The sequence below is a fragment of the Pseudocitrobacter sp. CD920760 genome (assembly GCF_057782505.1).
The window spans coordinates 3,216,976-3,243,694 of sequence record NZ_CM173490.1 but is presented as its reverse complement, the minus strand read 5'-3'; the positions used below and the strand labels follow the sequence as shown (position 1 = coordinate 3,243,694).

The following is a 26,719-nucleotide window of genomic DNA, read 5'->3' as shown; positions in this document are numbered from 1 at the left end:
TCATGTCTCTGCAAAACTTAACGCGCTTCCCGCGCCTCGAATTTATTGGCGCGCCGACGCCGCTGGAATATCTGCCGCGTTTTTCCGATTACGTAGGACGCGACATTTTTATCAAACGCGATGACGTCACGCCGCTTGCGATGGGCGGTAATAAACTGCGTAAGCTGGAATTTCTGGCGGCGGATGCGCTGCGTGAAGGTGCGGATACGCTGATTACCGCCGGGGCCATTCAGTCGAACCACGTGCGCCAGACGGCTGCCGTGGCGGCGAAACTCGGCCTGCACTGTGTGGCGCTGCTGGAAAACCCGATTGGCACCACGGCGGAAAACTATCTTACCAACGGTAACCGCCTGCTGCTGGATCTGTTCAATACCCAGGTGGAAATGTGCGACGCGCTGACCGATCCGAACGCGCAGCTGGCTGAACTGGCGACGCGCATCGAAGCGCAGGGGTTTCGTCCCTACGTCATTCCGGTAGGCGGCTCTAATGCGCTGGGTGCGCTGGGCTATGTAGAAAGCGCGCTGGAGATCGCTCAGCAGTGTGAAGGTGCGGTGGCGATTTCTTCCGTGGTGGTGGCGTCAGGTAGCGCAGGCACCCACGCCGGGCTGGCGGTGGGCCTTGAGCAGGTGATGCCGGATGCGGAACTGATTGGTGTAACCGTTTCGCGCAGCGTCGCGGACCAAAAACCGAAAGTGGTGACCCTGCAACAGGCCGTTGCCGAAAGCCTTGAAGTGAGCGCCAGTGCCGATATTCTGCTGTGGGATGACTATTTTGCCCCGGCTTACGGCATGCCGAATGAAGCCGGCATGGAAGCGGTGAAACTGCTTTCTCGCCTCGAAGGTATTCTGCTGGACCCGGTTTATACCGGTAAAGCGATGGCCGGGCTTATCGACGGTATTACGCAGAAACGCTTTAAGGATGAAGGGCCAATTCTGTTTGTTCATACGGGCGGCGCGCCTGCGCTCTTCGCCTATCATCCGCATATCTAACGTAGAAAAAGACTTATGCAAGAGAGTATACAACTGGTTGTTGATTCGCTGCCCTATCTGCTCAAAGGCGCGGTGTTCACGCTGCAATTGAGTATTGGCGGCATGTTTTTTGGTTTGGTGCTGGGGTTCCTGCTGGCGCTGATGCGCATGTCGCAAGTCTGGCCGGTGCGCTGGCTGGCGCGATTCTACATCTCCATTTTTCGTGGAACGCCGCTTATCGCGCAGCTGTTTATGATTTACTACGGCCTGCCGCAGTTTGGTATCGAATTAGATCCTATCCCGTCGGCGATGATTGGTCTGTCGCTGAACACGGCGGCGTATACGTCTGAAACGCTGCGCGCGGCGATCTCTTCAATCGATAAAGGCCAGTGGGAAGCGGCCGCCAGTATCGGGATGACGCCGTGGCAAACGCTGCGTCGGGCGATTCTGCCTCAGGCTGCGCGCGTTGCGCTGCCGCCGCTGTCGAACAGTTTTATTAGCCTGGTAAAAGATACGTCTCTTGCGGCAACGATTCAGGTGCCGGAGCTGTTCCGTCAGGCACAGCTGATCACGTCGCGTACGCTGGAAGTGTTCACCATGTATCTCGCGGCATCGTTGATCTACTGGGTGATGGCGACGGTACTCTCCTCGCTGCAAAACTACTTTGAAAATCAGCTTAACCGCCAGGAGCGTGATCCAAAATGAGTGCCATCGACGTAAAAAAACTGGTGAAAAAGTTCCATGGCCAGACGGTGCTGCATGGCATCGATTTGCAGGTGAACGAAGGGGAAGTGGTGGCGATTATCGGGCCGAGCGGCTCGGGGAAAACCACGCTTCTGCGCAGCATTAATTTGCTGGAGCAGCCGGAGGGCGGCACCATTCGGGTGGGTGATATTACCATCGACACGGCAAAATCCATCAGCCAGCAGAAGGGGTTAATTCGCCGTCTGCGTCAGCATGTGGGATTTGTCTTCCAGAGCTTCAATTTGTTTCCCCATCGGACGGTACTGGAAAATATCATTGAAGGTCCGGTGATTGTTAAAGGTGAAAATAAGGCTGAAGCCAGCGCGCGCGCGCGTGAATTGCTGGCGAAAGTGGGACTGACCGGGAAAGAGGGGAGCTATCCGCGCCGCTTGTCCGGCGGTCAGCAGCAGCGTGTGGCTATCGCCCGTGCGTTGGCAATGCGCCCGGATGTGATTCTGTTTGATGAGCCGACGTCTGCGCTGGATCCCGAACTGGTCGGCGAGGTGCTGAACACCATTCGCCAGTTGGCTCAGGAGAAACGCACCATGGTTATTGTGACGCACGAGATGAGTTTTGCTCGCGATGTCGCCGACCGCGCCATTTTTATGGATCAGGGACGCATTGTGGAGCAGGGCGAGGCGAAAGCGCTGTTTGCTAATCCACAGCAGGCGCGTACCCGTCAGTTCCTCGAAAAATTCCTCATGCAATAAGCCGTAATCAATTACCGTCCTTAACCTAAATCAGGACGGTAATTGTCCTGCCCTCCCGCAGACTTGCCTGACATATCTCAGCCCGGCAGTCGAAAATTAAGTTAATTTTGCGAGAATGTAATATTTTATACATATAAGCACTGTTTATGTGTTAGTTTTCTGTACTGATAAAAATAATTCTCAATAAGAGGCTTTCTCGTTCGTTATGAGGGACAGTGACTTTTTCAGTTGGCGGCGGGAGATGCTGCACCGTTTTCAATCCGCATCGACCAGCGATCAAATTTATACGCTTCTGCAGCAGCAAACCGAACTCCTTGAATATGACTTCTTCTCGCTGTGCGTGCGCCATCCGGTGCCATTCACGCGACCTAAAATTTCACTTTATACCACTTATCCTGACGCCTGGATGTCGCATTACAAAGCGGCGAATTATCTGGCAGTCGATCCGGTACTGAAGCAAGGTAATTTCCGTCTTGGACATTTACGCTGGGATGATGCGTTATTCTGTGAAGCCCAGGAGCTGTGGGATGCCGCACGGGACCATGGTCTGCGCACCGGCGCGACACAATGCCTGATGCTTCCTAATCATGCTCATAGTTTCTTTTCGGTATCACGAACTCACGCTACAGAAGCGGGTCCGCATAGCGATGAAATAGAACTTCGCCTGCAAATGTTATTAGAGATGAGTTCCCTTGCGCTATTACGCGTAGAAGATGAAATGGTCATGCCGAGGGAGATGAAGTTCAGTAAACGTGAACTGGAAATACTACAATGGACGGCAGAAGGTAAAACATCGGCGGAGATTTCGATGATTCTGTCAATTTCCGAGAATACGGTGAACTTCCACCAAAAGAATATGCAGAAGAAATTTGATGCGCCCAATAAAACGCAGATTGCCTGTTATGCGGTGGCGATTGGTCTTATCTGACTCTGCTTAAGGTTCTGCGTGTCAGACTGGAAACCGGCTGTAGGCATTGCTTACAGCCGGTTTTTTATTACTGGCGGTAAGCTTGTTTAATTTGCTTAACGGTGCTGGAAAATACAGCAGACTGGGCTTCATCTTCCAGCAGTGCAATTTGCTTTTCCATTTTGAGAATCACGCGGCCTGCATCTGCCTGACCCATGGCCTGTAGCATCAGAGTCAGCATGGCTTTCAGACAGGATACCTCCTGGGCCAGGTGTTGGTTATTCTCCGCGGTGGAAAAATCAGGTGTGCTCATTTATTGCCTCGTATGAATTCTGCGCTGGTGCGCGATACTGGATAGTGAAGGGCGCGAAGTATACCACAAGCCAGTAGAAAAAATGGAGTGCTTGTTTTTTACCCGCTACTTTCACCTTTCCTGATAATTAAAAATGACCAGAACAGTGATTATGCACACAAAATGTTTAAATCTGGTTCTCTCATCGTTAATTATTGTTACATATTATATTGCGTATTTCTCATCTGCGAAAAATTGTCCATATACGGACAAATTGCGTAGGAAGTTGTAAAAAGAGCACTTTGCATCTCACTGTTTTTAAGAGCTTTCCAGCAGATGTACATTCTAATTTCCAAAAACGAGATCAAAATCGACGCTGTGACACTTTTAGACTTTCAAAATTGATATAAAACCCGGTACTATGGGGGTGAATTAAGAGGCAGTAGCGTTATCCCTATTCTGGAGATTATTCCTTTGATCAACGTCCTTCTTGTTGATGACCACGAACTGGTGCGCGCAGGGATACGACGCATTCTCGAAGATATAAAGGGTATTAGGGTCACCGGTGAAGTTAACTGCGGCGAAGATGCTGTTAAGTGGTGCCGCGCTAATCCCGTTGATGTTGTACTGATGGATATGAACATGCCGGGCATCGGCGGCCTTGAGGCCACGCGTAAGATTGCGCGCTCTGCGGTTGACACAAAAGTGATTATGTTAACCGTTCATACCGAAAATCCGCTCCCCGCCAGGGTTATGCAGGCAGGGGCGGCTGGCTATTTAACCAAAGGGGCAGCACCGCAAGAAGTGGTGAATGCAATCCGCTCTGTATTCTCTGGCCAGCGCTATATCGCATCTGATATTGCGCAACAGATGGCCCTGAGTCAGATTGAGCCGGAAAAAACAGAATCGCCATTCGCCAGTTTGTCTGAACGCGAATTGCAGATTATGCTGATGATCACCAAAGGCCAAAAAGTAAATGAGATCTCAGAGCAGTTGAATCTGAGTCCCAAAACGGTGAACAGTTATCGCTATCGCATGTTCAGTAAACTGAACATTCATGGCGATGTCGAGCTGACTCACCTGGCAATTCGCCATGGTCTGTGTAATGCGGAGTCGTTAGCAAGTCAGTGAGTGAAGTTTTTGATTCGAAAGCCTTCCTGAAAACGGTCACCAGCCAGCCCGGCGTCTATCGCATGTACGATGTCGGCGGCACCGTTATTTACGTCGGTAAAGCCAAAGATCTTAAAAAACGCCTCTCCAGCTATTTTCGTCGCCAGGTCTCTTCCCGTAAAACGGAAGCGCTGGTGGCGCAAATTGCGCAGATCGACGTGACCGTGACGCACACGGAAACCGAAGCGCTGCTGCTGGAACACAACTACATCAAACTCTATCAGCCGCGTTACAACGTGCTGCTGCGTGATGATAAATCCTATCCCTTTATTTTCCTGAGCGGTGATACTCACCCACGGCTGGCGATGCACCGTGGCGCGAAGCATGCGAAAGGGGAATATTTTGGCCCGTTCCCTAACGGTTACGCTGTGCGGGAAACGCTGGCGCTGTTGCAAAAAATCTTCCCGATCCGCCAGTGTGAAAATAGCGTCTACCGCAACCGCTCGCGTCCCTGTCTGCAATACCAGATTGGCCGCTGCCTCGGGCCCTGTGTGGCCGGGCTGGTAAGCGAAGAGGAGTACGCGCAGCAGGTCGACTATGTGCGTCTGTTCCTCGCCGGGAAAGACGATCAGGTGTTGACGATGCTTATCGCGCGGATGGAAAAAGCCAGCCAGGCGCTGGAGTTTGAAGAGGCAGCGCGCATTCGCGACCAGATTCAGGCCGTGCGACGCGTGACCGAGAAACAGTTTGTCTCGAATAACGGCGATGACCTCGACGTTATCGGCGTCTCGTTTGAGGCGGGAATGGCCTGCGTCTATGTGCTCTTTATCCGTCAGGGTAAAGTGCTGGGCAGTCGCAGTTACTTCCCGAAAGTGCCTGGCGGTACGGAGCTGGACGAAGTGGTGGAAACCTTCGTCGGTCAGTTCTACTTCCAGGGCAGCCAGATGCGTACTCTGCCGGGGGAAATCCTGCTCGACTTTGCGCTCAGTGATAAAACACTGCTGGCCGATTCCTTATCTGAGCTGGCCGGGCGACGCATTCACGTTGAAACCAAACCGCGCGGCGACCGCGCACGATACCTGAAACTTGCTCGTACCAACGCGGCGACGGCGCTCACGACTAAACTTTCGCAACAGTCCACAGTGCATCAGCGCCTGAAAGCGCTGGCGACACAGCTGGAGCTGCCCGAGATCAAGCGTATGGAATGTTTTGATATCAGCCATACGATGGGGGAACAGACCGTGGCCTCCTGCGTGGTGTTTGATGAGAACGGGCCGCTGCGCGCCGAGTATCGTCGCTACAACATCACTGGCATCACGCCGGGCGATGACTATGCTGCGATGAACCAGGTGCTGCGACGTCGCTATGGCAAAGCTATAGAAGAGAGTAAGATCCCGGATGTCATTTTGATCGACGGCGGGAAAGGGCAACTGGGCCAGGCAAAAGCCGTTTTTGCCGAACTTGATGTCACGTGGGATAAAAACCATCCCTTACTGCTCGGCGTGGCGAAAGGCAGCGACCGTAAAGCAGGGCTCGAAACGCTGTTCTTCGAACCGGAAGGTGAGGGCTTCAGCTTACCGCCAGATTCACCTGCGCTGCACGTTATCCAGCATATTCGTGACGAATCACACGATCATGCGATTTCCGGGCACCGTAAAAAACGCGCTAAAGTAAAGAGCACCAGTACGCTGGAGACTATCGAAGGCGTCGGGCCGAAGCGTCGCCAGATGCTGCTCAAGTACATGGGCGGCCTACAGGGCTTGCAGAATGCCAGCGTAGAAGAGATAGCAAAAGTTCCGGGTATCTCACACGGCCTGGCAGAAAAGATCTTCTACTCGTTGAAACATTAGGGGCTCTGTAGCAACATAGGGCTAATATTTACTAACAACAGATAGTTACCTTGCATGCAATATAATATTCCTACGTTGCTTACCCTGTTCCGCGTCATCCTTATCCCGTTCTTTGTGTTGGCGTTTTATCTCCCGTTTGTCTGGGCGCCGTTCGCCTGCGCGCTTATCTTCTGTATTGCCGCCGTGACCGACTGGTTTGATGGCTACCTGGCGCGTCGCTGGAATCAGAGCACGCGTTTTGGCGCATTCCTTGATCCGGTTGCCGATAAAGTGATGGTGGCCATCGCCATGGTGCTGGTGGTTGAACACTACCACACGTGGTGGGTGACGCTGCCGGCTGCCATTATGATTGGCCGTGAAATCATTATTTCCGCCCTCCGTGAGTGGATGGCAGAACTGGGTAAACGCAGCAGCGTGGCAGTCTCCTGGATCGGCAAAGTGAAAACCACCGCGCAAATGGCAGCCCTGGCGTGGCTGCTGTGGCGTCCGAATGAGTGGGTTGAGTGGGCCGGTATCGTGCTGTTCCTGTTTGCCGCGGTGCTGACGCTGTGGTCAATGCTGCAATATTTGAACGCTGCGCGTGCAGATTTGCTTGAACAGTGATCGTTTCGGCGTAATTTTCAGCAAACAACACCAGGATGCGAAAAATACCGTTGACTCAGTGCGTCAGATAAGTAGAATGCAACGCATCGAACGGCAGCACTGATTGCCAGACGATAGCAAAATCAAGTGGTTAGCAAATCAACTTGATGATGCGGGAATAGCTCAGTTGGTAGAGCACGACCTTGCCAAGGTCGGGGTCGCGAGTTCGAGTCTCGTTTCCCGCTCCAAATTAAAGCATCGGCAGTTGCGGGTGTTAAGTTTTAAAGGCGCGTTAGCAAAGCGGTTATGTAGCGGATTGCAAATCCGTCTAGTCCGGTTCGACTCCGGAACGCGCCTCCACTTTTTCCCGAGCCCGGATGGTGGAATCGGTAGACACAAGGGATTTAAAATCCCTCGGCGTTCGCGCTGTGTGGGTTCAAGTCCCACTCCGGGTACCATGGGAAAGTAAAGAATAATCAAAGCAATAAGCAGTGTCGTGAAACCACCTACGGGTGGTTTTTTTGTGCCTGAAATTCACACCCTGTGCATTACCTGTGCTCGCGGAGTGCAATGAGTGGACTGACCCCACGGCAGTAGACATTTCCTGTTCTCACGACGAGGCCTGTTCGAAGTCCTCCGGACTGACGCTGCCGAGGTGGCTGTGGCGGCAGGACCGATTATAGAACACTTTAATGTAATCGAAGATATCCACCCGGGCTAGATCCCGGGTTTTAAATATACGTTTTCTGATGCGTTCTTTTTTCAGTGAAGTGAAGAACGATTCTGCCACCGGATTATCCCAGTAGTTGCCACGCCGGCTCATGCTCGGGGCCAGGTTATTGGCCCTACAGAAACGCTGCCAGCCGTCACTGCCGTACTGGCTGCCCTGGTCTGAGTGCACGATGACTTCGCCGTCAGGTTTACGACGCCAGACCGCCATCATCAGCACATCCAGTGCCAGTTCGCGTGAGAGAGTGGGTTTCATCGACCAGCCAACCACGTTACGGGCGAAGAGAACGATAACCACCGCCAGATACAACCATCCCTGCCAGGTGTGGGTATAAGTAATGTCGATGACCCAAACCTGATTGCCCGGAGAAGGGTAAACTGCCGCTGCACGCGATTAGGAGCAACCACTGAACGTCTGCCGGCGATATGACGTGGCGCTTTATAGCCGCGTACCGCTTTAATTCGGTTCAATTGAATGATGCGGCCCACCCGGTTTTTACCGCAGGTTTCCCCGATTTCGTTCAGATCGCCATGAACCCGCCAGTAAGCGTATACGCCTTCGCTCAGTGAATATGAGTCGCAGATAAGCATCAGCAGACGCGGGTTATCTTTATCACGTGCCGAGAAGGATTGTGCAGACACACATAGAACCCGGCCCGGGCGACATTCAGTACCCGACACATCGTCATCACACCCCATACAGTGCGGTATTCATTGATAAAGCGGTACTTCAGTTGGGCTCGCTTGCAAAGTACCGCGCGGCCTTTTTCAGAATATCCCGTTCTTCTTCGGTGCGTTTTAGCTGCGCCCGGAGTTTCAGGCTCGCGCTTTTGGCTTCCAGTAAATCCCGTGCATGCTTTTCGCTGTTATCGGTTTGATAGCCCGTAGCCACTTGTAGAGGCTGTGTGCAGAAACACCCAGACGGTCAGATACTTTGGCAACGGAATAACCGCGTTCCGTTATTTGACGATCGGCTTCTTCCTTAAATTCAGGTGGAATTCGTGGTGCGCCCATAAGCTCCTCCTATGCTCAAACTATAGGGCAGGAAGGTCTACCGGGGAGGGCTGAGTCCAGTTTGCTACGTGACTAGATGTGTTGTCAGCAAATGCTTTAACAGGTCCTTCATCTCAGCAAAAGATCGATTTTTTCATCAAAGTTCAATTAGCGATGAAGATCACCAAAAATGATATGTTGCTTATATATACAGTACCAAATTCGATTTTCTCCCTATAAGATAGATTGCATTTCAGCGGGTATGGTATACAAGGAAAGGCTGTCAACATGCATCGCTCTGTTTCTGAGTTTTATCGCATCCCCCCTTTACTTATTCGGGCGCTAAAAAGTGGAGTCTCCTCCGTGGTGGAGTTTCATCTCAGCAGAGGATTGCCGAAAGATTCACGAGATTCTATGGGAAATAGCCCATTGATGATTGCGGCCCAGAATGGGCATTTTGCTATTTGCGAAATGTTGTTGTGTGCGGGTTTCGATGTTGAGCATCAAAACAACCTCGGGTTTTGCGCGAGTGACCTAGCGCAGGAGCAAACGCTACGTGATCTGTTGGCTGGTTATCGGCAATCTCCTCCGCCTGCCGGGCAGCAACCAGCAGGGGGGCTAGATGATGAGGCAAACATTGAGGTTGTAATCGGAGTCGATGTTGAAACAGAACCTCCCGAAACCGAAGCTGTAATGGATTTTATGCAGTGGGATGCTGAGGTAGAGTCGGAGCCCGCCGAAGATAATCTGACATTACGACACGCTTCCGCTGAGACTCAGCAATTATTATCCCGCTATCGCCCTAAAGATGACGCTGCTGAGTGGAGCGATATTGAACTCACGCTTCCTGACCCGCCGACATCAGTTACTCACTCTCCGCAAAATTATCCTCATTTATCAACGTTGCTCACAGGCGCGCTGGATGCCGGTCGTGTCTCTGTTCGTGACATCCGGTCCGCCGGGGAAGAGGATTTCGGCATGCCGTGGTCTGAATTCCGGGTTAGCGTAGAGGCATTGATCAAGGACTTACCTTTGATTGTGGATGGCGATGATGCTTTCCCGGAAAGTGATGCCTGTGGAGAATTAGCGGCGAGTGATGATCTCGAACCCTGGTTTGACGCTTTCGGTGCATTGCGGCAGTCCGGCATCTTTGAACGTTATCTTGTGGACATTCGCCAATGGGATGTCGTCGATAAAACAAAGGAAGAGCGACTCGGGCAGCGCATGGATACGGCGCTTATCAACTTGATGACGATCCTGGCGAGATTACCTGAAGCAGAATATCTTCAGTTGCTGCATCCGAATTGCCTTCCGGCGACATCGCCTGAGGTTACTGAAGAGGAAGACGACGCGGAAGAAGCGGAGGAGGAAATCTCTGCCGCAGCCGATGACGATGACACCATCACCTTTAGCGAGCTGCTCATTCTGCTGAGAAGTGGGAAAGCTGAAGAGTACCAGGATAATCATATCCCTCGCCCGGAGTACCCTGACCTGCAACAGATAGTCGAGCGCGCCCAAAAGCTCAGCCCTGATGAATGCTCTAAAGTGAGTCTGTATGTCAGTAGTTACAGAGACGCATGGGAGGGGTTAATCCACGCCAATTTACGTCTTGTAGTCGCGATTGCGAAAAAACACTGCGGGCGAGGATTAGATATTGAGGACCTGATCCAGGAAGGTAATTTGGGCTTGATCAAGGCCGTTGAAAAATTCGACTATCGGCGTGGATTTAAATTCTCCACCTATGCCTCCTGGTGGATCCGCCAGAAGATCACCCGTGCGATTGCCGATCAGGCGCAGCTCATTCGTTTACCCGTTCACTTCTATGAGCAATTCAGACGCTGGCGGAGCAGTCGGGATCAGTTGCTGTATCGCCAGGGGATAACGCCCCCCCTTAGGCAGTTGCAGGAAATGACCGACCTATCAGAGCGTCAACTTCTTCAGATGGCTAAATATGAAGAACAGACGGTCCTGATTGGTGATTTTCATGATGACGCTCAGGACCGCGAAGCGGCGTTGTCAGGAGACTCGCTGCTGACCAAAAGGGATTCTACCAGCGCTCCCGTTCAGTCTCTGGAGTTAAGAGAACATATTTCATCGGTTCTGAATACGCTGTTGCCCCGCGAAACACAGATCATAAAAATGCGTTTTGGCATCGGTATGACGCAAGATTTCACGCTGGAAGAGGTAGGCAAACAGTTTGATGTCACGCGAGAAAGGATACGTCAAATAGAAGCCAAAGCGCTCCGTAAGCTCCGCCATCACAGCCGGGCGTCGAAATTAGGCGGCTTCGTCGAACAATGGGAAACCGCGTTGAGCGAGATGCAGGAAGAAGAAGAATGACGACCATGCGCCATGCGCCACCGAATGCAGCCATTATGATCGAAGCTCTGCGAGGGCTCGGTTACAACACCGCCACCGCGCTGGCTGATATCATCGACAACAGCATTAGTGCTGGTGCCCGTAAGGTCGATCTGACTTTTCACTGGCGTGATTCGGATAGCTATATCGTGGTTCGGGATAATGGTTGCGGCATGTCGGCCGCTGAGCTGGATGTTGCGATGCGGCTGGGTGTCAAAAACCCGCTGACAAAACGCCCGGGACACGATCTGGGCCGCTTCGGTCTTGGACTCAAAACCGCCTCCTTTTCGCAATGTCGCCGTCTGACTGTCTCCTCTAAAAAAGAGGGGATAACGACTGTCCTGCGGTGGGATCTGGACATTCTCGCCGCCAGTACGGACGACGGTTGGTATTTGCTTGAAGGTGCTGACCCAGGAAGTCAGGATGCGTTAGCAAATGCGGAACCTGACTCCCAGGGTACGCTAGTGCTGTGGGAAGTTTTAGACCGAATTGTCACACCCGGTTACGGTGAGAAAGATTTCCTCAATCTGATGGATGGCGTTGAACAACATCTGGCGATGGTATTTCACCGATTCCTTGAGGGGCACTCTCCCCGGCTCACTCTCACCCTTAATGGTCGCAAAATTAAAGCCTGGGATCCCTTTCTCAGCGGGCATCCTTCCAAGCCCTGGCATTCGCCTTTGGCAATGGCGCCAGGTGCTCCTGCCGTGAAGGTGGAGTGTCATGTTCTGCCGCATCAGGATCATCTGACGACGCAGGAGTATCAACAGGCTCAAGGACCGGCAGGATGGACGGCTCAGCAAGGATTCTATGTATATCGGAATGAGCGATTGCTGGTCGCGGGCAACTGGCTTGGACTCGGTAGCCCCCGGGCCTGGACGAAAGATGAAACCCACCGCCTTGCGCGGATCCGTCTGGATATCCCTAATGATGCCGACATAGACTGGAAGATTGATATTCGTAAGTCGATGGCGCGCCCGCCGGTTTCGCTGCGTCCCTGGTTATCCCAACTGGCGCAATCAACACGCGATCGTGCGGTAAGGACATTTGCAAAACGCGGGAAAATGAATAAGCGCAAGCCCGGCGAAGAACTCGTTCATCTCTGGCAGGCGCAGAAGACGTCATCCGGTGTTCGTTACCAGATTTCGTTACAACATCCTGTCATCAGCCATGTCCTTTCGCAGGCTGGCGAGTTATCCCCACAAATTCAGGCCATGCTAAGACTGATTGAGGAAACTGTTCCTGTTCAGCAAATCTGGCTTGATACGGCTGAGACAAAAGAGACGCCGCGAACAGGGTTTGAAACCGCACCGCCCGCAGAGGTGTTATCCGTATTGCAGGTCATGTACCAGACCCTGGTTGGTCAGCAAGCGATGTCACCGGTGCTGGCGAAACAGCATCTGCAAAACATGGAACCTTTCGATAATTATCCCGAATTAATTGCACAGCTCCCCGACGATCAACAAGAGAAATCGCTATGAGTTTGAATCCCCTGGATGACACGCAACTGAATGTATTGCAGATTGTACAAACGCTCCTGCAAGGCCATGATAAAAGCACGATCTCGCCTGGCATTCTGCGCCAACATATTGACATGGTTTGTCAGATGAAACCGGAGTGGGGCCGCCTTGATAACCGGGAGATTCTGGTCGAAGAGTTGATTCGCCGTTATAGCATCTGGATGGAAGAGGATACTTCTCTGAGTAATGACGAAGGGCATCAACCCTGGCTGACCGCTGATGCGAAACGCGAGTGGCGCTACTGGCATCGATATCGCCAGTGGCTTGGCAAAACGATGCCCTGGGGAGTCCTGGATACCCTGGACCGTTCAACGGATCGTGTTCTTGGATTACTTGAGCAGCCGGGGCGGGAAGGGCGCTGGGACCGGCGTGGGCTGGTGGTCGGCCATGTTCAGTCGGGGAAAACCAGCCATTATACCGGTCTAATCTGTAAAGCCGCGGATGCGGGATATAAGATAATCATTGTACTTGCCGGTTTGCATAATAACCTTCGCTCGCAGACCCAAATGCGTCTTGATGAAGGATTTCTTGGTTACGAGACGAGTCCCCTCAGAGAAAAAGTGACCATCATTGGGGTAGGGGATATTGATAGCGATCCCGTCATTCGTCCGAATTACGTCACAAACAGATCTGAAAAGGGTGACTTCAGTGCCGGAGTGGCTAAGAATCTGGGAATCAGCCCCGAGCAACGGCCCTGGTTGTTCGTGGTAAAGAAAAATAAATCTATTCTGAAACGCCTGCATACCTGGATTGAAAACCATGTAGCCACCAGTGTTGATCCCGTCACCGGAAAGCGTTTTGTTTCGGAATTACCGCTGCTGATGATTGATGATGAGGCGGATAACGCCTCAGTTGATACGGGGGAAATTGTCTACGATGACGATGGAAAACCGGATGCTGAACATCAGCCAACGGCAATCAATAGCCTGATTCGTAAGCTGTTGATGCAGTTCAGCCGTAAGGCGTATGTCGGCTATACCGCCACGCCCTTTGCCAATATTTTTATTCACGAGAGCAATGAAACGCGTGATGAAGGCCCAGATTTGTTCCCTTCCGCATTTATCATTAACCTCGGCGCACCTTCTAACTACATCGGCCCGGCGAAGGTATTTGGTCGGACCGCTGCGGAAGAGCGGACCGGTGAACTGCCTTTGATCAGGCGGGTGAGCGATCATTGCAGCGATGATGGAAAAAGAGGGTGGATGCCTGTTTCTCATAAGAGCTCTCACCACCCTTCGCTCGATACGCTAACCCATTTTCCGGACTCGTTAAAACACGCCATCGATAGCTTTTTGCTGGCGTGCTGCGTCCGGGAATTACGCGGTCAGGGAGATAAACACAGTTCGATGCTGGTCCATGTGACCCGCTTCAATAAAGTGCAGTCGGTCGTTTATGAACATATTAACGCCTACATTCAGGACGTGAGACAACGACTGACGCGAAGGATTGGACACGAGCCTTTTATACATCAGCTTGAATCACTCTGGCAGGCCGACTTTTTGCCGACTAGTCAGAGGATCCGCGACGTTATGCCGCAGCAGGTTCCGGACGACGCCTTTGCATGGCCGGAGATCGTCGACAAGCTGTATACCGTGATCGAAAACGTGTCGGTACGAATGATAAACGGAACGGCGAAGGATGCGCTTGATTATTCTGACAGTGCGACAGGCTTAAAAGTCATTGCGATTGGCGGAGATAAACTGGCTCGAGGGCTAACGCTTGAGGGATTATGCACCAGCTACTTCTTACGCGCCTCCCGCATGTATGACACGTTAATGCAGATGGGACGCTGGTTTGGCTATCGCCAGGGATATCTGGACGTATGTCGCCTGTATACCACCGATGAGCTGATTGAATGGTTTGAACACATTGCGGATGCATCGGAAGAGCTGAGAGAAGAATTTGACAATATGGTCGCCAGCGGCGGAACCCCGCGTGATTTCGGGCTAAAAGTGAAATCACACCCCGTTTTAATGGTGACATCCCCCTTAAAAATGCGTAGCGCACGCTCATTATGGCTCTCTTTCAGTGGCACGGTGGTCGAAACGATTTCGTTGTTTAAAGAATCGGAGTACCACAAGCGTAACTACGCGGCCTTCCAGCATCTGACCGGGCGTGTCGGTTTTGGCGCGCCGATCCCTGAGAGACGGCGCGGAGAGAAGATTGAAAAATGGCAAGGGGTCATTTGGCAAAACGTCTCTCCCGAGCCGATCATTGATTTTTTAACGGAATATGAGACCCACGCTCAGGCCAGGAAAGCCAACAGCAAACTGCTGGCGGATTTCATTACGCGGATGAATCGTGTTGATGAACTCACCCAATGGACAGTGGCGGTGATAGGTGGGGGAGTGGATCGTCATCATGCTGTCCGTGGCTTCTCGGTCCCGCTAATGATGCGTAAAGCGTCTGAGGGGGTCACTGACCGCTATTCCATTGGCCGTTTACTTTCCCCACGCGATGAAGGGATTGACTGCGATGAATCGACCTGGCTTGCCGCGCTGGCAGAAACGCAGCGTATTTTTCATGCCGATCCCGGACGCAATGAAGGGCGAGAGGAGCCCGTCATTCCTGGTGGCGTAGTACTGCGTCGGATTAAAGGATTTGGCATAAACGACATCCCGGCACAGCGTCAAAAAGGGTTACTGCTCATTTACTTACTGGATCCGCAACAGGCATTGTCGCCAGCGGAATATCAGGATGATGCCTTGCCTGTGGTGGCTTTTGGCATCAGTTTTCCGGGAAGCCGTAGTGGGGTAACCGTGGAGTACAAAGTGAACAATGTACTGTGGGAGCAAGAGTATGGTTCGGCTGAGTAAAGATGATCTGCTGGCGGCCTGGAAAGCCTTAGATAGATCTCAGATAGACGAACAGCCCGGCGTTCAGGGCTGGCGTGGGATTCGGCTTTTCACGCACCAGGGCTGTAGCTTTCATGCCGGACGTCGTCAGCCTGATAATGAAGAAATGCTGATTGCCGTGTTTCCTCATCCTCTTTTGCCGGGGGCGACGGTGCTGCCGTCCTGTAAAGGATTTCGCGTTGAGATGACCGGTACAGAGGAGGGACGGCAGAACGGTTTGATGATCCGTCGCCAGAAAATGGGGAATGCGGATGTCTTTACGACGATGATTCTGGATATTCTCCATTCGCTCCTGAACGTTTCTGAACCGCGTCTGTTTGAAACACTGCTCCGTCGGATTCGTTTATGGCAGGCATTTATGGAACGCGATACCCGTCCACTCAGTCACGAAGAAGAAGTGGGGTTAATCGGGGAACTGACGTGTCTGGAGCGGTTGATCGAGAGCGGTCTTGCGTCGTCAACGGCAGTCGAAGCATGGGTAGGACCGCAGCATGGCCTACAGGATTTTGAACTCGATGAACGTGCCATTGAGGTTAAAAGCACCACAGCAGAGCAGGGCTTTTGCGTAACCATCCACGCTCTTGAACAACTGGACTGGCAGCGGCCTGGCTCGCTCATATTGTGCGGTTTGCGCTTCAGCGAGCATCCCACTGGCGCTACCCTCAATGGCCTCATTAGCCGTCTGCGTCAGCGGTTTGAGGGGAACGCTCCGGCGGCCTGTATTTTTGAGGGATCGCTTTGTCACGTCGGATATTTCACTGAGCATGCTGAATTCTATACACGTCATTTCTTGCTGACAGAGGCGTTCGCACTTCCCATTGAAGCGGATTTTCCCTCTTTGACGCATGCCAATGTCCCGTTGCCGGTGGTGAGTGCGTGCTATCAACTCGAACTCCAGACACTTATTCCTCAGGCTCAAAATTTTAACCATTGCTTGTCAGACTTTGCAGGATTACCGCATGGAACTTATTGATTTTTTACGTCAAACTCAGAATGAGATTCGCAAGGAGTATCAGGATCAAATGGCTCAGCCTGGGGTTGAGTCGCCTTTTCCGGAACTGATTTTTACCGATATTGTTATGCGTCATATGGCCGATATCGGCATGACATTCGATGATGCTGAAACGTGTCACTTTATGGCGAAAGTCAGTGGCCACAATGTGCGACTAAGCGGTTATGCCTTCTCTGAGGATGGCGATCAGCTTGACCTTTTTGTCAGCATCTATCACGGAAGCGACGAGCTTTGTCATGTCCCGGATGCTGAAACAAAAGCGATTGCTGGTCACTGCATTCAATTTTTGCAGAAGTGCATTGACGGTAAATTATCATCCACGCTCGATCAGTCCAATGATGCCTGGCAACTGGTGACGACCATCGAACAGTCCTATACGGAACTGGAGCAAATCAGAATTTATGTTCTGACCGATGGTCAGGTGAAAACCCGCTGGTATCAGTCCCGTGACGTGGCCGGTAAAACCATTAAATTAGAGGTTATGGACATTGTCCGCCTGTTTAACCACTGGCAGGAAGGTAAGCCACGCGACGAACTGCAGATTAATTTTGATGAGGTGGCGGGAGGCGCACTCCCCTGTGTCTGGATCCCGGATGAAATGGGGGAATATGATTATGCGCTGACGGTGGTTCCGGGCGAGACGCTGCGATTTATCTATGAAAAATATGGCAACCGGATTCTGGAAGCGAACGTTCGCTCATTTCTGAGCCAGACGGGGAAAGTCAACAAAGGGATTCGCGACACTTTACGTGAGCAGCCTGAGCGTTTTATGGCTTATAACAACGGCATTGTGATTGTAGCCGATCAGGTCAGGCTTGGCGAAGCGACGGGAGGTGGCCCAGGTATTGCGTGGATGCAGGGGATGCAGATTGTCAACGGTGGGCAGACGACGGCTTCCATGTTTTTCACCAAAAAGAAATTCCCGGCAACCAATCTGCGTAACGTACGTGTACCCGCAAAAGTCATTGTGCTGAAACAGACAAATAATGCGCAAGAAGAGATGCTAATTGCAGATATTTCGCGCTTCTCGAATAGCCAGAATAAAGTCAATATTTCCGATCTGTCAGCCAATCGACCGGTACATGTACAGCTAGAAAAAATGGCAAACACGGTGTATTGCCCGGACGGATACAGTCGTTGGTTTTACGAGCGAGCGAACGGCAGTTATAAGGTTATGCTGGAACGAGAAGGTAAAACACCAACTGGAATCAAACGGTTAAAAGAAGCAATTCCTTCATCTCGTCGGATAACAAAAACGGATTTCGCAAAATATCACTGTGCCTGGCTCCAGCGTCCGGATTTAGTCAGCCTTGGCGGACAGAAGAACTTTGCCGCATTAATGACAATGATCGACAAGGATACTGACCGTTATGGGGATGAACTGAACATTGAGCGTTTTAAAAATTACATCGCGCAGGCCATTATTTATAAGAAAGCCTATAAGTTGATTAATTCACTTTTCCCCGCATTTAAGGCGAATATTGCCGCCTATACCGTGGCCGCCTATTCACATCTTTATGGCAACCAAACGGATCTTGCAGAGATATGGAATCAACAAGGCATTGAGGAAACGATGGGCAACCGGCTTGTCAGCTTAGCCCATCGGGTAAATAGTCTTCTGACTGAATCCGCGAATGGCAGGATGATATCGGAGTGGGCGAAGAAGCCTGAATGCTGGGAGTATGTGCGCAGTAAAATCTATTTCTCCGCACATGGAAAAATGGAAGATCACATGAGTAGTTAAATTGTCCACTGAGTTCATGATCGAAGCCCCGCGTGTGTGTTATGGGTTGCTCGCAGCGGGGCTTTGTTGAATAAACCGAACTTTTTCTTAGTTGAAGACTTAGATTACACATCACCTTACAACGCCGGTAGCCCCATGGCGCTTCACATCATCATTCTTTAAAATATTCTCAGACAGGAAACTGTTCTCCTGTGCTTTTTCTGTGCTCAAAGTTATCCAAGTCTATCTATTTACTGCTAATTACAGTAAAGGTTGAAGGAAAATTGCAGCAAAGTTTCACAATACATTGCTATGTAATTCATTGATTCTGCGTAGAATTTAAAATCCCTCGGCGTTCGCGCTGTGTGGGTTCAAGTCCCACTCCGGGTACCATGGGAAAGTAAAGAATAATCAAAGCAATAAGCAGTGTCGTGAAACCACCTACGGGTGGTTTTTTTGTGCCTGAAATTCACCTTCCTGACATGGGCTCGGTGTTCGGAGTACTGTATATCTGAAGTGGTTTACTGAATTTGGCCACCTGAACAGAGGTGATATGCTCATCTCAGAACAATACAGGTGTCCCAATGAAAAAAAGAAATTTCAGCGCAGAGTTTAAACGCGAATCCGCTCAACTGGTCCTTGATCAGAACTACACCGTTGCAGCTGCGGCCAGTGCTATGAATGTGGGTCTTTCGACAATGACGCGATGGGTAAAGCAGTTGCGGGATGAACGACAGGGCAAAATACCTAAAGCCTCCCCTATAACCCCGGAACAGATTGAAATACGTCAGCTGAAGAAAAAGCTACAACGCATTGAAATGGAAAACGACATATTAAAAAAGGCTACCGCGCTCTTGATGTCAGACTCCCTGAACAGTTCTCGTTAATCGGGAAACTCAGAGCGCAGTATCCTGTGGTCACACTCTGCCACGTGTTCGGGGTTCATCGCAGCAGCTACAAATACTGGGAAAAAAGCCCCGAAAAGCCAGACGGCAGGCGAGCGGTGTTACGCAGTCAGGTTCTGGAGCTGCATAACATCAGCCATGGCTCTGCTGGCGCAAGAAGTATAGCGATTATGGCAACCCTGAGAGGCTTCAGAATGGGACGCTGGCTTGCCGGCAGGCTCATGAAAGAACTGGGGCTGGTGAGTTGTCAGCAACCTACCCACCGGTATAAACGCGGTGGTCATGAACACATCGTTATCCCGAATCGTCTTGAGCGACAGTTCGCAGTGACAGAGCCTAATCAGGTGTGGTGCGGCGATGTGACGTATATCTGGACAGGCAAGCGTTGGGCTTACCTCGCTGTTGTTCTCGATCTGTTCGCAAGGAAACCGGTGGGCTGGGCAATGTCATTCTCACCAGACAGCAGGCTGACCATCAAAGCGCTGGAAATGGCGTGGGAAATTCGCGGTAAACCAGTCGGAGTGATGTTCCACAGTGACCAGGGTAGCCACTATACAAGTAGGCAGTTCCGGCAGTTACTGTGGCGTTGCCGGATCAGGCAGAGTATGAGCCGACGTGGAAACTGTTGGGACAACAGCCCGATGGAACGCTTCTTCAGAAGTCTGAAAAACGAGTGGGTGCCAGTGACAGGTTATATAAACTTTAGCGAAGCTGCTCATGCGATCACAGACTATATCGTCGGTTATTACAGCTCGCTAAGGCCGCATGACTATAACGGTGGGTTACCCCCAAACGAACCGGAAAACCGATACTGGAAAAACTCTAAAGCTGTGGCCAGTTTTAGTTGACCACTTCAGTGCTTAGTTTCAACGTGGATACGTTGGTGCTGGTAAAACAGTTGTCGAGCAACCCTGAAGTGTTGCAAAAACTGTTAACGGTGACTGAAGAGCAGGTTAAAGGCGATGATAAAGGATCAACCCGATGTGTCAGTAAAAGCACAGAAGAACAGCTCAGGGAGGCAATGTGCAAGACGGAGTCTGCTCAACAGATTCAACATGATGCCGTCAATGACTTGATTTCTGCGGGAGTATCAATTGGATGGACTGATTGGGATGACTTTTATGATACGTTTCGTACTCATTGGCTGGCTAAAATAGCCGGCCTGCTCATCAGCATCATCGCCGTTTCTCTGGGCGCGCCGTTCTGGTTCGACATTTTGCAACGTTTTATGCAAATCCGCGCGGCAGGTCAAAAGCCGGGCACACCTAAAAAGCCATAGCAATAATGTCATCCTCATTTCAGTGAAAGCAGATCTCAGCACGGTGGGCGTGGTAACATTTACCGATGGCGGGTGAATTTCACTGCCCCACAATCCCACTACGATGAGAATGACATGAAAACAGGACCCTTAACCGAAAGCGAGCTGGAATGGCTGGATGAGACCATCGATAAACATTCGACGGATAAATCCATCCTCGACGTTTCCGAGCTGGACGGTATGTTGACGGCAATTCTTTCCTCACCGCAAGACATTGAACCTGCGGACTGGCTGGTGGCCGTATGGGGCGGGGCTGATAGCGTGCCCCGCTGGTCGGCAGATCGCGAGCGTGATCATTTCATCAACCTCACGCTGCAGCATATGGGTGATATCGCCGAGCGTCTGAATGACTATCCCGATCAGTTTGAACCCCTGTTCGGCACGCGCGAGGAAGAAGGTCAGGAGCTGACCGTTGTTGAAGAGTGGTGCTATGGCTATATGCGCGGTGTGGGCTTAAGCGACTGGTCTGGTTTACCGCCAGCGTTACAGGAAGAGCTGGATGCCATCGCGCTGCACGGCGATGAAGAGAAAGCAGAGGCGCTTGATAACTTCACCGCTGACGAGTATCTGGCAAGTATCGATAAGATTCGCCCGGCGGCGCTGATGCTGCATGGTTACTGGATGGCGCATCCGAAAGTGGCGCCCGTGCAGCAGCCAATCAGAAACGATGGGAAAGTGGGGCGTAATGACCCATGCCCGTGCGGCAGCGGTAAGAAATACAAACAGTGCTGCGCCAATAAATGAAAAAATGCCGGGTAAATTACCCGGCATTTTTTTAGCCCACGGCAGGCAAAAGGTTTGCCGCTATCGCTACCTGTATCGCAATCACCGCGATTCCACAGGCAAACACGAACCATAACGCGGGTGTGCCGCCAGCGACGCGATATCCCCCTTGTGGGTGATGTTTACGGCTCTGCATCGTCAGTAGTGACGGGATAATCAGTGCCAGCACCGCCAGTGCAACACCCGCGTAACCCAGCGCCATCACAAAACCGCGCGGATAGAAAAGCGCGAATGCCAGCGGCGGCAGGAAGGTGATGCCACCCGTTTGCAGGCGGCCACGCACGCCATTCTGACGCTGGAACAGATCTGCCAGGTAATCAAACAATCCCAGAGCAACGCCGAGGAAAGAGGTCGCCAGCGCCAGATCGGCAAACAGGTGTACGGCCAGCTCAACGTGGGCCGAAGCCACCACCGCGCGAATGGCTTCCAGCAGACCGTTCAGCCCGGTATGTTGTGCCATCAACCCGGCAAAGACGCCAGACTCAATGCTGCCAAGCGTCGCCAGCTGCCAGAAGAGATAAGCGACCAGCGGAATGAAGCTGCCAATCATAAACACGCGGCGCAGCTTGCGAATGTCGCCATTCATATAGCTTACAATGCTGGGTACACTGCCGTGGAAACCGAATGAGGTAAAAATCACCGGAATTGCCGACAGCGCCAGCCCCTGCTGCAACGGCAGGGTTAACAGATTGATTTTATGAATATGCGGCAGCAAGAGCGCCAGCATCACCACCAGAAAAATAATCTTGGCGCTGAACAGGAAGCGGTTGAAAAGGTCGACCAGCGATGTACCAATGCAAATCACCGTGCCGCCGATTGCCGTAAACAGCAGTACGCCAATGGCGGGCGGCATATCAACCGAGAACCACTGGCTGAGGCTGGAGGCCAGCAGTTCACCCGCGCCGCTGATGTAGGCGGCAGTCAGGGCGTACATTAAAAATAACATGCTGAAACCCGTTACCCACTGACCATAGCGACCCAGATAACGTTGCGCCAGGGAGCCCAGGCCGGTATCGGCAGGCACGTGTTGATACACTTCCAGCAGCAGGAGGGCGGTGTAGCACATCAACGCCCAGAGCCCAATTAACAGCACCAGCGTCACGCCAAAGCCAACGCCAGCCGCTGCCAGCGGCATCGCCAGCATCCCTGCACCAATCGTGGTGCCCGCTACGATTAAAATACTCCCCAGGGTACGGTTCTTCACGCTTTCCTCTGCTACAGCACGCATATACGACACAAATATGTCGCGCAGGTTATGTGAAACCAGACGATTCGTCAAATCGCGATTACAGTGGGTGTAATAAAATGTTTACAACTGAGGCGAGGGACGAAAGTCTGCGCTAGCGCAAAACAGGTAAGTCAAATGCAGGTTATTGTGCGGTTTTTAGCGGAGGCATTATGGAATCTATTCACGGTCATGAAGTACTGAATATGATGATCGCATCGGGTGAGTCTTATTCAACAGAAAGTTTGGTGGCGGCGATTGAAAGTCGTTTTGGCGAGAGTGCGCGTTTTCATACCTGTTCGGCAGAGAATATGTGTGCGGCTGAGTTGGTGGCTTTTCTGGAGAAAAAAGGCAAGTTTATTCCGGTGGACGCGGGCTTCACAACGGCGGAAAGTAAAATCTGTCGACATTAATCAGCAGCGGCGAATTAACGCCGCTGCCTGTTAATTAATTCTGCGTATCGAGCGTAGAAAGCTCTTTATCAATAAAGTAGAGGCCTTCACCGCTTTTACCGGCGAGGGTCAGTTTATCAATCACAGATTTAAACAGTTTCTCTTCTTCGTGCTGCTCAGCCACATACCATTGCAGGAAGTTAAAGGTTGGGTAATCCTGATTGGTCATCGCGGCATGTGCCAGCTCATTGATTTTAGACGTGATCAGCTGTTCATGCTCGTAGGTGGCACGGAACAGATCGTCCAGCGATGCATATTCTGCCACCGGCGAGGCGACGCTGCTGATGCAGGGCAGGCTACCGGTATCGGTCAGGTAATCGAACAGACGCTGCATATGCTGCATCTCTTCTTGTGCGTGGCGTCGCAGAAATGCCGCAGCCCCTTCAAAACTATTGAAGCTGCACCAGGCGCTCATCTGTTGGTAAAGAAGGGAGGAATAAAGCTCGAGATTCATTTGTTGGTTTAATTTCTCGATCATTTCCGCTTTTAACATTGTCAGGCTCCATAAAGGCGTTAATTAATTATGGAGGAACTATAAGTTGTTATTAAATTATTTGCAAAAGGTAAAAATAAAAATTTTTATTTAATAATGCGAATGGGAATAAAACGCATTGGCATAATAATATCGCCGGGATTTATTCCGGCGTATAATTTAATTCCAGGCCGGCGCAACTGGCGTAACGGCGATCCCCCTGCACTGATACTGCAGCGTCACGCTTTCATTAATACATAATGGCCCGCTGCTGCTGACGCAGGTGGTAATTGGCTGTCCATAGGCAAAGGCAGTGGCATAGCCCATTTGCTGGCAGGCATTGGTCGCGGTGCCGGTAACAACATAGTCGTCGGTTTTCGCGTTCTGCAACATCGCCTGGCCATACGTCAGCCGTACGATCCCGCTGGTCGCATCCATTTCGCTTACGGCAGCCTGTCGGTGGACGCTACAGGCTGAAAGCACCAGCGCGATAGCGCTAATCGGGAAGAGAGTTTTCATGGTAGTACTCGAGGCAATCTATCATTGCTTTATCCTGGCATAGACAAGCGCGGGTAATCCCTCGAATAAAGACGATAACGTTGCCTTCTTAAGGCGACGATTTTCCATCGGGCAAGCAAAAATGTGAGCCTTGCTGTGAATTTTAAAACCATTTTTCATAAAATTTGAAAGTATGTTTGCAAGGTTGTAAGGTTGATACATTGTTATCGTACCCTTGCGGGAGACGCCCGCGCTGCATTCAGGAGAGGAAAGAATGAAAATTGCACTGATGATGGAAAACAGCCAGGCCAGCAAAAACGCCATCATTCATAATGAGTTAAAAGCGGTTGCCGATGAAAAAGGATTCCCGGTTTTCAACGTAGGTATGAGCGATGAAAACGACCATCATCTGACCTACATTCACCTGGGTATCATGGCCAGCATCCTGCTGAATTCCAAAGCGGTTGACTTCGTGGTGACTGGCTGCGGTACCGGCCAGGGCGCGCTGATGTCTCTCAACATCCACCCGGGCGTGGTGTGCGGCTACTGTATCGACCCGGCTGATGCCTTCCTGTTCGCGCAGATCAACAACGGTAACGCGCTGTCGCTGCCATTCGCGAAAGGGTTCGGTTGGGGTGCGGAACTGAACGTGCGCTTTATCTTTGAAAAAGCGTTCACCGGGCGCAACGGTGAAGGCTATCCGCCAGAGCGTAAAGAACCGCAGGTGCGTAACGCGGGCATTCTGAACCAGGTCAAAGCCGCAGTGGTGAAAGAAAATTATCTGGATACGCTGCGCGCCATTGACCCGGAACTGGTGAAAACCGCCGTTTCTGGTCAGCGTTTCCAGCAATGCTTCTTCGAAAACTGCCAGAATAAAGAGATCGAAGCGTTCGTGCGCCAGATCCTCGGCTAATTCTGCATGATATGAAAATCCCCACCTGCGTGGGGATTTTTGTTTCTACGCCTTCACTTTTCTGGATACCGACACACCGGCATCTTTAGTCAGCCGTAGCGTATCCATCATCCCAATCAGACAGATCAGGGCGATAAACACAAACGCCAGTCTGAAGCTTATCCCCGGCATTGCGCCGAGCGCCAGCACCTCGCTGACTTTCTCCCCCAAACGAATACCGATTGCCCCGAGAGTGATGCCAAGCCCAATGGCTAACTGACTGGCAGTGCTGAACAACGTATTGGCATAACTCATCTGCGGGCCTGGCACGTCGGCAAAAGCCAGGGTGCTCACGCCGGTGAACTGGATGGAACGGAATACGCCGCCTAAATAAAGCACCAGTAATATGGCCCATACGGGCGTTTGTGGTGTTAAAAAGGCGCAGGCGGTCAGGGCCAGCACGTTCAATGCGCCATTGATCAGCAACAGGCGGCGGAAACCCAGCCAGCGAATCAACGGCGTGGTAGCGGGTTTGATGGTCAGATTGCCGACGAATACCGCCAGCACCAGCAGGCCGGAATGGAATGGGTCCATCCCAAAACCGACCTGAAAAAGCAGCGGCAGCAGGAATGGCACCGCACTGATTGAGGCGCGGAACAGCGATCCGCCGTACATCGTGACCCTGAAGGTCGGGACCTTCAGCGCATCCAGGCGGATCATTGGCCATTTTGCCCGCCGGAAATGATACAGCGAGTAATAAAACGCCAGCCCGCCAATAACAAACAGTGTCAGCACCAGCCCGCTCTGCATGCTCTGTCCGCCCAGCGCCTCCATGGCGCATACCAGGCTCACCATCGCCACCGACGTGGCGAGAAAACCGGGCAGGTCAAAGGGGCGGCGTTCGTCATCGCGTATATCGGGAATGATACGTAGCGACAGCAAAATGGCGATAATACCCAGTGGAACGTTAATAAAGAAGATCCACCGCCAGTCCGCGACGCTGGTGATAAACCCGCCCAGCGGCGGCCCGATAATTGGTGCGATGAGCGCAGGCCAGGTTAGCGTGGCGATGGCCGTAATAAGCAGATGTTTTGGCGTGGTACGCAAAACCGCCAGACGCCCAACGGGCACCATGAGCGCGCCGCCCATCCCCTGAAGAATGCGCATGGCGACGAAACTGTCGACAGTGGTCGCCAGGCCGCAAAATACGGACGCCAGAGTAAAAATAGCCAGCGCCAGCGTGAATATTTTTCGGGCGCCGAATCGGTCGGCTATCCAGCCACTGGCAGGGATGAGTACAGCCAGCGTAATCAGATAGGCGCTGATACCAATGTTAAGATCGACGGCGTCAACGCCGAAACTTTTGGCCATGTCGGGCAGGGCGGTGGCGATCACGGTGCCATCAAGAAACTCCATAAAAAACGCGCCAGCAACCAACAGAGCAGCGGGCGACAGGCCGCGCCCGTTTTGTGCCTGGAGAGGCTCACTCATTTCTGTTTTACCCTATCAAAATAATATGCAAATTTTATAATTTAAGTTTTAAGCTAAGTAACGGATTTGTTTCAGATAATAGGTCTTTATCGCCATTTGTTGAAAAAATAAACGTGATGTACATCTCGTTTTGGTTGATTTTTGTGATGAATGTCATACTATGTGTCAAAAGACAATAACACCTGCGTAACAAAATAGGAGCATCACAATGAAACAACGCATGCGCAAAATCCTCAAAAGCATGTTCGAGAACTATTGCAAAACCTTCAAAGACGTACCGCCAGGCGCTATGTTCTGATAAAAAAACCTGCCACGGCAGGTTTTTTTATG

General features: G+C 51.6%; 23 protein-coding genes, 3 tRNA genes and 1 pseudogene. 21 read left to right on the top strand and 6 right to left on the bottom strand.

Features of this window, described 5'->3' with window-relative positions; translation table 11 throughout:
• Nucleotides 1-2 precede the first annotated feature (2 nt).
• The 4 genes from dcyD to sdiA all read left to right on the top strand — a co-directional run bounded on the left by dcyD (nucleotide 3) and on the right by sdiA (nucleotide 3,350).
• Complete coding sequence (gene dcyD / locus AC1MKH_RS15235; protein WP_253899020.1) at nucleotides 3-989, top strand: D-cysteine desulfhydrase; 987 nt, start codon at nucleotides 3-5, stop codon at nucleotides 987-989.
• 15 nt (nucleotides 990-1,004) lie between these two features.
• Entirely contained in the window at nucleotides 1,005-1,673 is a 669-nt protein-coding gene (tcyL, locus tag AC1MKH_RS15230; protein ID WP_108475248.1) for a cystine ABC transporter permease, read from the top strand.
• Nucleotides 1,670-2,422, top strand: coding sequence for an L-cystine ABC transporter ATP-binding protein TcyN (tcyN, locus tag AC1MKH_RS15225; RefSeq protein WP_276220367.1), 753 nt, complete (start codon nucleotides 1,670-1,672; stop codon nucleotides 2,420-2,422). The genes tcyL and tcyN overlap by 4 nt, the downstream gene beginning before the upstream one ends.
• A gap of 205 nt (nucleotides 2,423-2,627) precedes the next feature.
• Complete coding sequence (gene sdiA, locus AC1MKH_RS15220; RefSeq protein WP_276220366.1) at nucleotides 2,628-3,350, top strand: quorum-sensing transcriptional regulator SdiA; 723 nt, start codon at nucleotides 2,628-2,630, stop codon at nucleotides 3,348-3,350.
• Nucleotides 3,351-3,417: 67 nt separating this feature from the next.
• On the opposite strand, the gene AC1MKH_RS15215 is transcribed toward sdiA, so the two are convergent.
• Nucleotides 3,418-3,642, bottom strand: coding sequence for a DUF2594 family protein (locus tag AC1MKH_RS15215; RefSeq protein WP_015963966.1), 225 nt, complete (start codon nucleotides 3,640-3,642; stop codon nucleotides 3,418-3,420).
• 453 nt (nucleotides 3,643-4,095) lie between these two features.
• Between AC1MKH_RS15215 and uvrY the strand changes: the two genes are divergently transcribed.
• From uvrY to AC1MKH_RS15185, 6 genes are all read left to right on the top strand, one after another.
• Nucleotides 4,096-4,752, top strand: a complete 657-nt coding sequence (gene uvrY / locus AC1MKH_RS15210; RefSeq protein WP_015963967.1) for a UvrY/SirA/GacA family response regulator transcription factor — start codon at nucleotides 4,096-4,098, stop codon at nucleotides 4,750-4,752.
• Nucleotides 4,749-6,581 (top strand): excinuclease ABC subunit UvrC, encoded by a 1,833-nt coding sequence (uvrC, locus tag AC1MKH_RS15205; protein WP_276220365.1) that lies wholly within the window; start codon nucleotides 4,749-4,751, stop codon nucleotides 6,579-6,581. Before uvrY ends, uvrC begins: the two co-directional genes overlap by 4 nt.
• Before the next feature lie 54 nt (nucleotides 6,582-6,635).
• Nucleotides 6,636-7,184, top strand: a complete 549-nt coding sequence (gene pgsA, locus AC1MKH_RS15200; protein ID WP_015963969.1) for a CDP-diacylglycerol--glycerol-3-phosphate 3-phosphatidyltransferase — start codon at nucleotides 6,636-6,638, stop codon at nucleotides 7,182-7,184.
• 151 nt (nucleotides 7,185-7,335) lie between these two features.
• A tRNA-Gly gene (locus tag AC1MKH_RS15195) sits at nucleotides 7,336-7,411 on the top strand.
• A gap of 38 nt (nucleotides 7,412-7,449) precedes the next feature.
• Nucleotides 7,450-7,523, top strand: a tRNA-Cys gene (locus AC1MKH_RS15190).
• An 11-nt stretch (nucleotides 7,524-7,534) separates the two neighbouring features.
• Nucleotides 7,535-7,621, top strand: a tRNA-Leu gene (locus tag AC1MKH_RS15185).
• A 152-nt stretch (nucleotides 7,622-7,773) separates the two neighbouring features.
• On the opposite strand, the pseudogene AC1MKH_RS15180 reads toward AC1MKH_RS15185, so the two are convergent.
• Nucleotides 7,774-8,906: pseudogene (locus AC1MKH_RS15180) on the bottom strand (IS3 family transposase).
• Between the two features lie 267 nt (nucleotides 8,907-9,173).
• Here AC1MKH_RS15180 and mzaA point away from each other — a divergent pair.
• The 8 genes from mzaA (at nucleotide 9,174) to AC1MKH_RS15140 (ending at nucleotide 21,320) form a co-directional block, all read left to right on the top strand.
• Nucleotides 9,174-11,225, top strand: coding sequence for an MZA anti-phage system associated sigma-70 family RNA polymerase sigma factor MzaA (mzaA, locus tag AC1MKH_RS15175; RefSeq protein WP_276220364.1), 2,052 nt, complete (start codon nucleotides 9,174-9,176; stop codon nucleotides 11,223-11,225).
• The gene (mzaB, locus tag AC1MKH_RS15170) at nucleotides 11,222-12,724 is read left to right on the top strand and encodes an MZA anti-phage system associated ATPase MzaB (RefSeq protein ID WP_276220363.1); all 1,503 of its coding nucleotides are present in this window, start codon (nucleotides 11,222-11,224) and stop codon (nucleotides 12,722-12,724) included. The genes mzaA and mzaB overlap by 4 nt, the downstream gene beginning before the upstream one ends.
• Nucleotides 12,721-15,579, top strand: a complete 2,859-nt coding sequence (gene mzaC / locus AC1MKH_RS15165; protein WP_276220362.1) for an MZA anti-phage system associated Z1 domain-containing protein MzaC — start codon at nucleotides 12,721-12,723, stop codon at nucleotides 15,577-15,579. The genes mzaB and mzaC overlap by 4 nt, the downstream gene beginning before the upstream one ends.
• Nucleotides 15,563-16,591 (top strand): MZA anti-phage system associated PD-(D/E)XK motif protein MzaD, encoded by a 1,029-nt coding sequence (gene mzaD / locus AC1MKH_RS15160; RefSeq protein WP_276220361.1) that lies wholly within the window; start codon nucleotides 15,563-15,565, stop codon nucleotides 16,589-16,591. Before mzaC ends, mzaD begins: the two co-directional genes overlap by 17 nt.
• Nucleotides 16,578-18,374: an MZA anti-phage system associated AIPR family protein MzaE gene (mzaE, locus tag AC1MKH_RS15155; RefSeq protein WP_276220360.1), complete on the top strand. Its 1,797-nt coding sequence runs from the start codon at nucleotides 16,578-16,580 to the stop codon at nucleotides 18,372-18,374. The genes mzaD and mzaE overlap by 14 nt, the downstream gene beginning before the upstream one ends.
• Before the next feature lie 563 nt (nucleotides 18,375-18,937).
• Nucleotides 18,938-20,106 (top strand): IS3 family transposase gene (locus AC1MKH_RS15150; protein WP_488450847.1). Its coding sequence is split into 2 segments (ribosomal slippage): nucleotides 18,938-19,187 and nucleotides 19,187-20,106, totalling 1,170 coding nucleotides; the frame shifts between segments, so codons are not numbered across the junction.
• Between the two features lie 35 nt (nucleotides 20,107-20,141).
• Nucleotides 20,142-20,537 (top strand): hypothetical protein, encoded by a 396-nt coding sequence (locus AC1MKH_RS15145; RefSeq protein WP_276219861.1) that lies wholly within the window; start codon nucleotides 20,142-20,144, stop codon nucleotides 20,535-20,537.
• 114 nt (nucleotides 20,538-20,651) lie between these two features.
• Complete coding sequence (locus AC1MKH_RS15140; RefSeq protein WP_276219862.1) at nucleotides 20,652-21,320, top strand: YecA/YgfB family protein; 669 nt, start codon at nucleotides 20,652-20,654, stop codon at nucleotides 21,318-21,320.
• Between the two features lie 31 nt (nucleotides 21,321-21,351).
• Here AC1MKH_RS15140 and tyrP read toward each other — a convergent pair whose 3' ends face one another.
• Nucleotides 21,352-22,563 (bottom strand): tyrosine transporter TyrP, encoded by a 1,212-nt coding sequence (tyrP, locus tag AC1MKH_RS15135; protein WP_231826969.1) that lies wholly within the window; start codon nucleotides 22,561-22,563, stop codon nucleotides 21,352-21,354.
• A 194-nt stretch (nucleotides 22,564-22,757) separates the two neighbouring features.
• Between tyrP and AC1MKH_RS15130 the strand changes: the two genes are divergently transcribed.
• Nucleotides 22,758-22,997, top strand: coding sequence for a YecH family metal-binding protein (locus AC1MKH_RS15130; protein ID WP_276219863.1), 240 nt, complete (start codon nucleotides 22,758-22,760; stop codon nucleotides 22,995-22,997).
• A 34-nt stretch (nucleotides 22,998-23,031) separates the two neighbouring features.
• Here AC1MKH_RS15130 and ftnA read toward each other — a convergent pair whose 3' ends face one another.
• Entirely contained in the window at nucleotides 23,032-23,529 is a 498-nt protein-coding gene (gene ftnA, locus AC1MKH_RS15125; RefSeq protein ID WP_276219864.1) for a non-heme ferritin, read from the bottom strand.
• Between the two features lie 159 nt (nucleotides 23,530-23,688).
• Complete coding sequence (gene yecR / locus AC1MKH_RS15120; RefSeq protein WP_276219865.1) at nucleotides 23,689-24,027, bottom strand: YecR family lipoprotein; 339 nt, start codon at nucleotides 24,025-24,027, stop codon at nucleotides 23,689-23,691.
• A 253-nt stretch (nucleotides 24,028-24,280) separates the two neighbouring features.
• On the opposite strand from yecR, the gene AC1MKH_RS15115 reads away from it, so the two are divergent.
• Nucleotides 24,281-24,919, top strand: a complete 639-nt coding sequence (locus AC1MKH_RS15115; protein ID WP_149462858.1) for an RpiB/LacA/LacB family sugar-phosphate isomerase — start codon at nucleotides 24,281-24,283, stop codon at nucleotides 24,917-24,919.
• A gap of 45 nt (nucleotides 24,920-24,964) precedes the next feature.
• Here the strand turns inward: AC1MKH_RS15115 and AC1MKH_RS15110 are convergent, their stop codons facing one another.
• Nucleotides 24,965-26,389, bottom strand: a complete 1,425-nt coding sequence (locus AC1MKH_RS15110) for an MFS transporter (protein ID WP_327621908.1) — start codon at nucleotides 26,387-26,389, stop codon at nucleotides 24,965-24,967.
• Nucleotides 26,390-26,597: 208 nt separating this feature from the next.
• Between AC1MKH_RS15110 and azuC the strand changes: the two genes are divergently transcribed.
• Nucleotides 26,598-26,687: a stress response protein AzuC gene (azuC, locus tag AC1MKH_RS15105; RefSeq protein ID WP_015963980.1), complete on the top strand. Its 90-nt coding sequence runs from the start codon at nucleotides 26,598-26,600 to the stop codon at nucleotides 26,685-26,687.
• Nucleotides 26,688-26,719 lie beyond the last annotated feature (32 nt).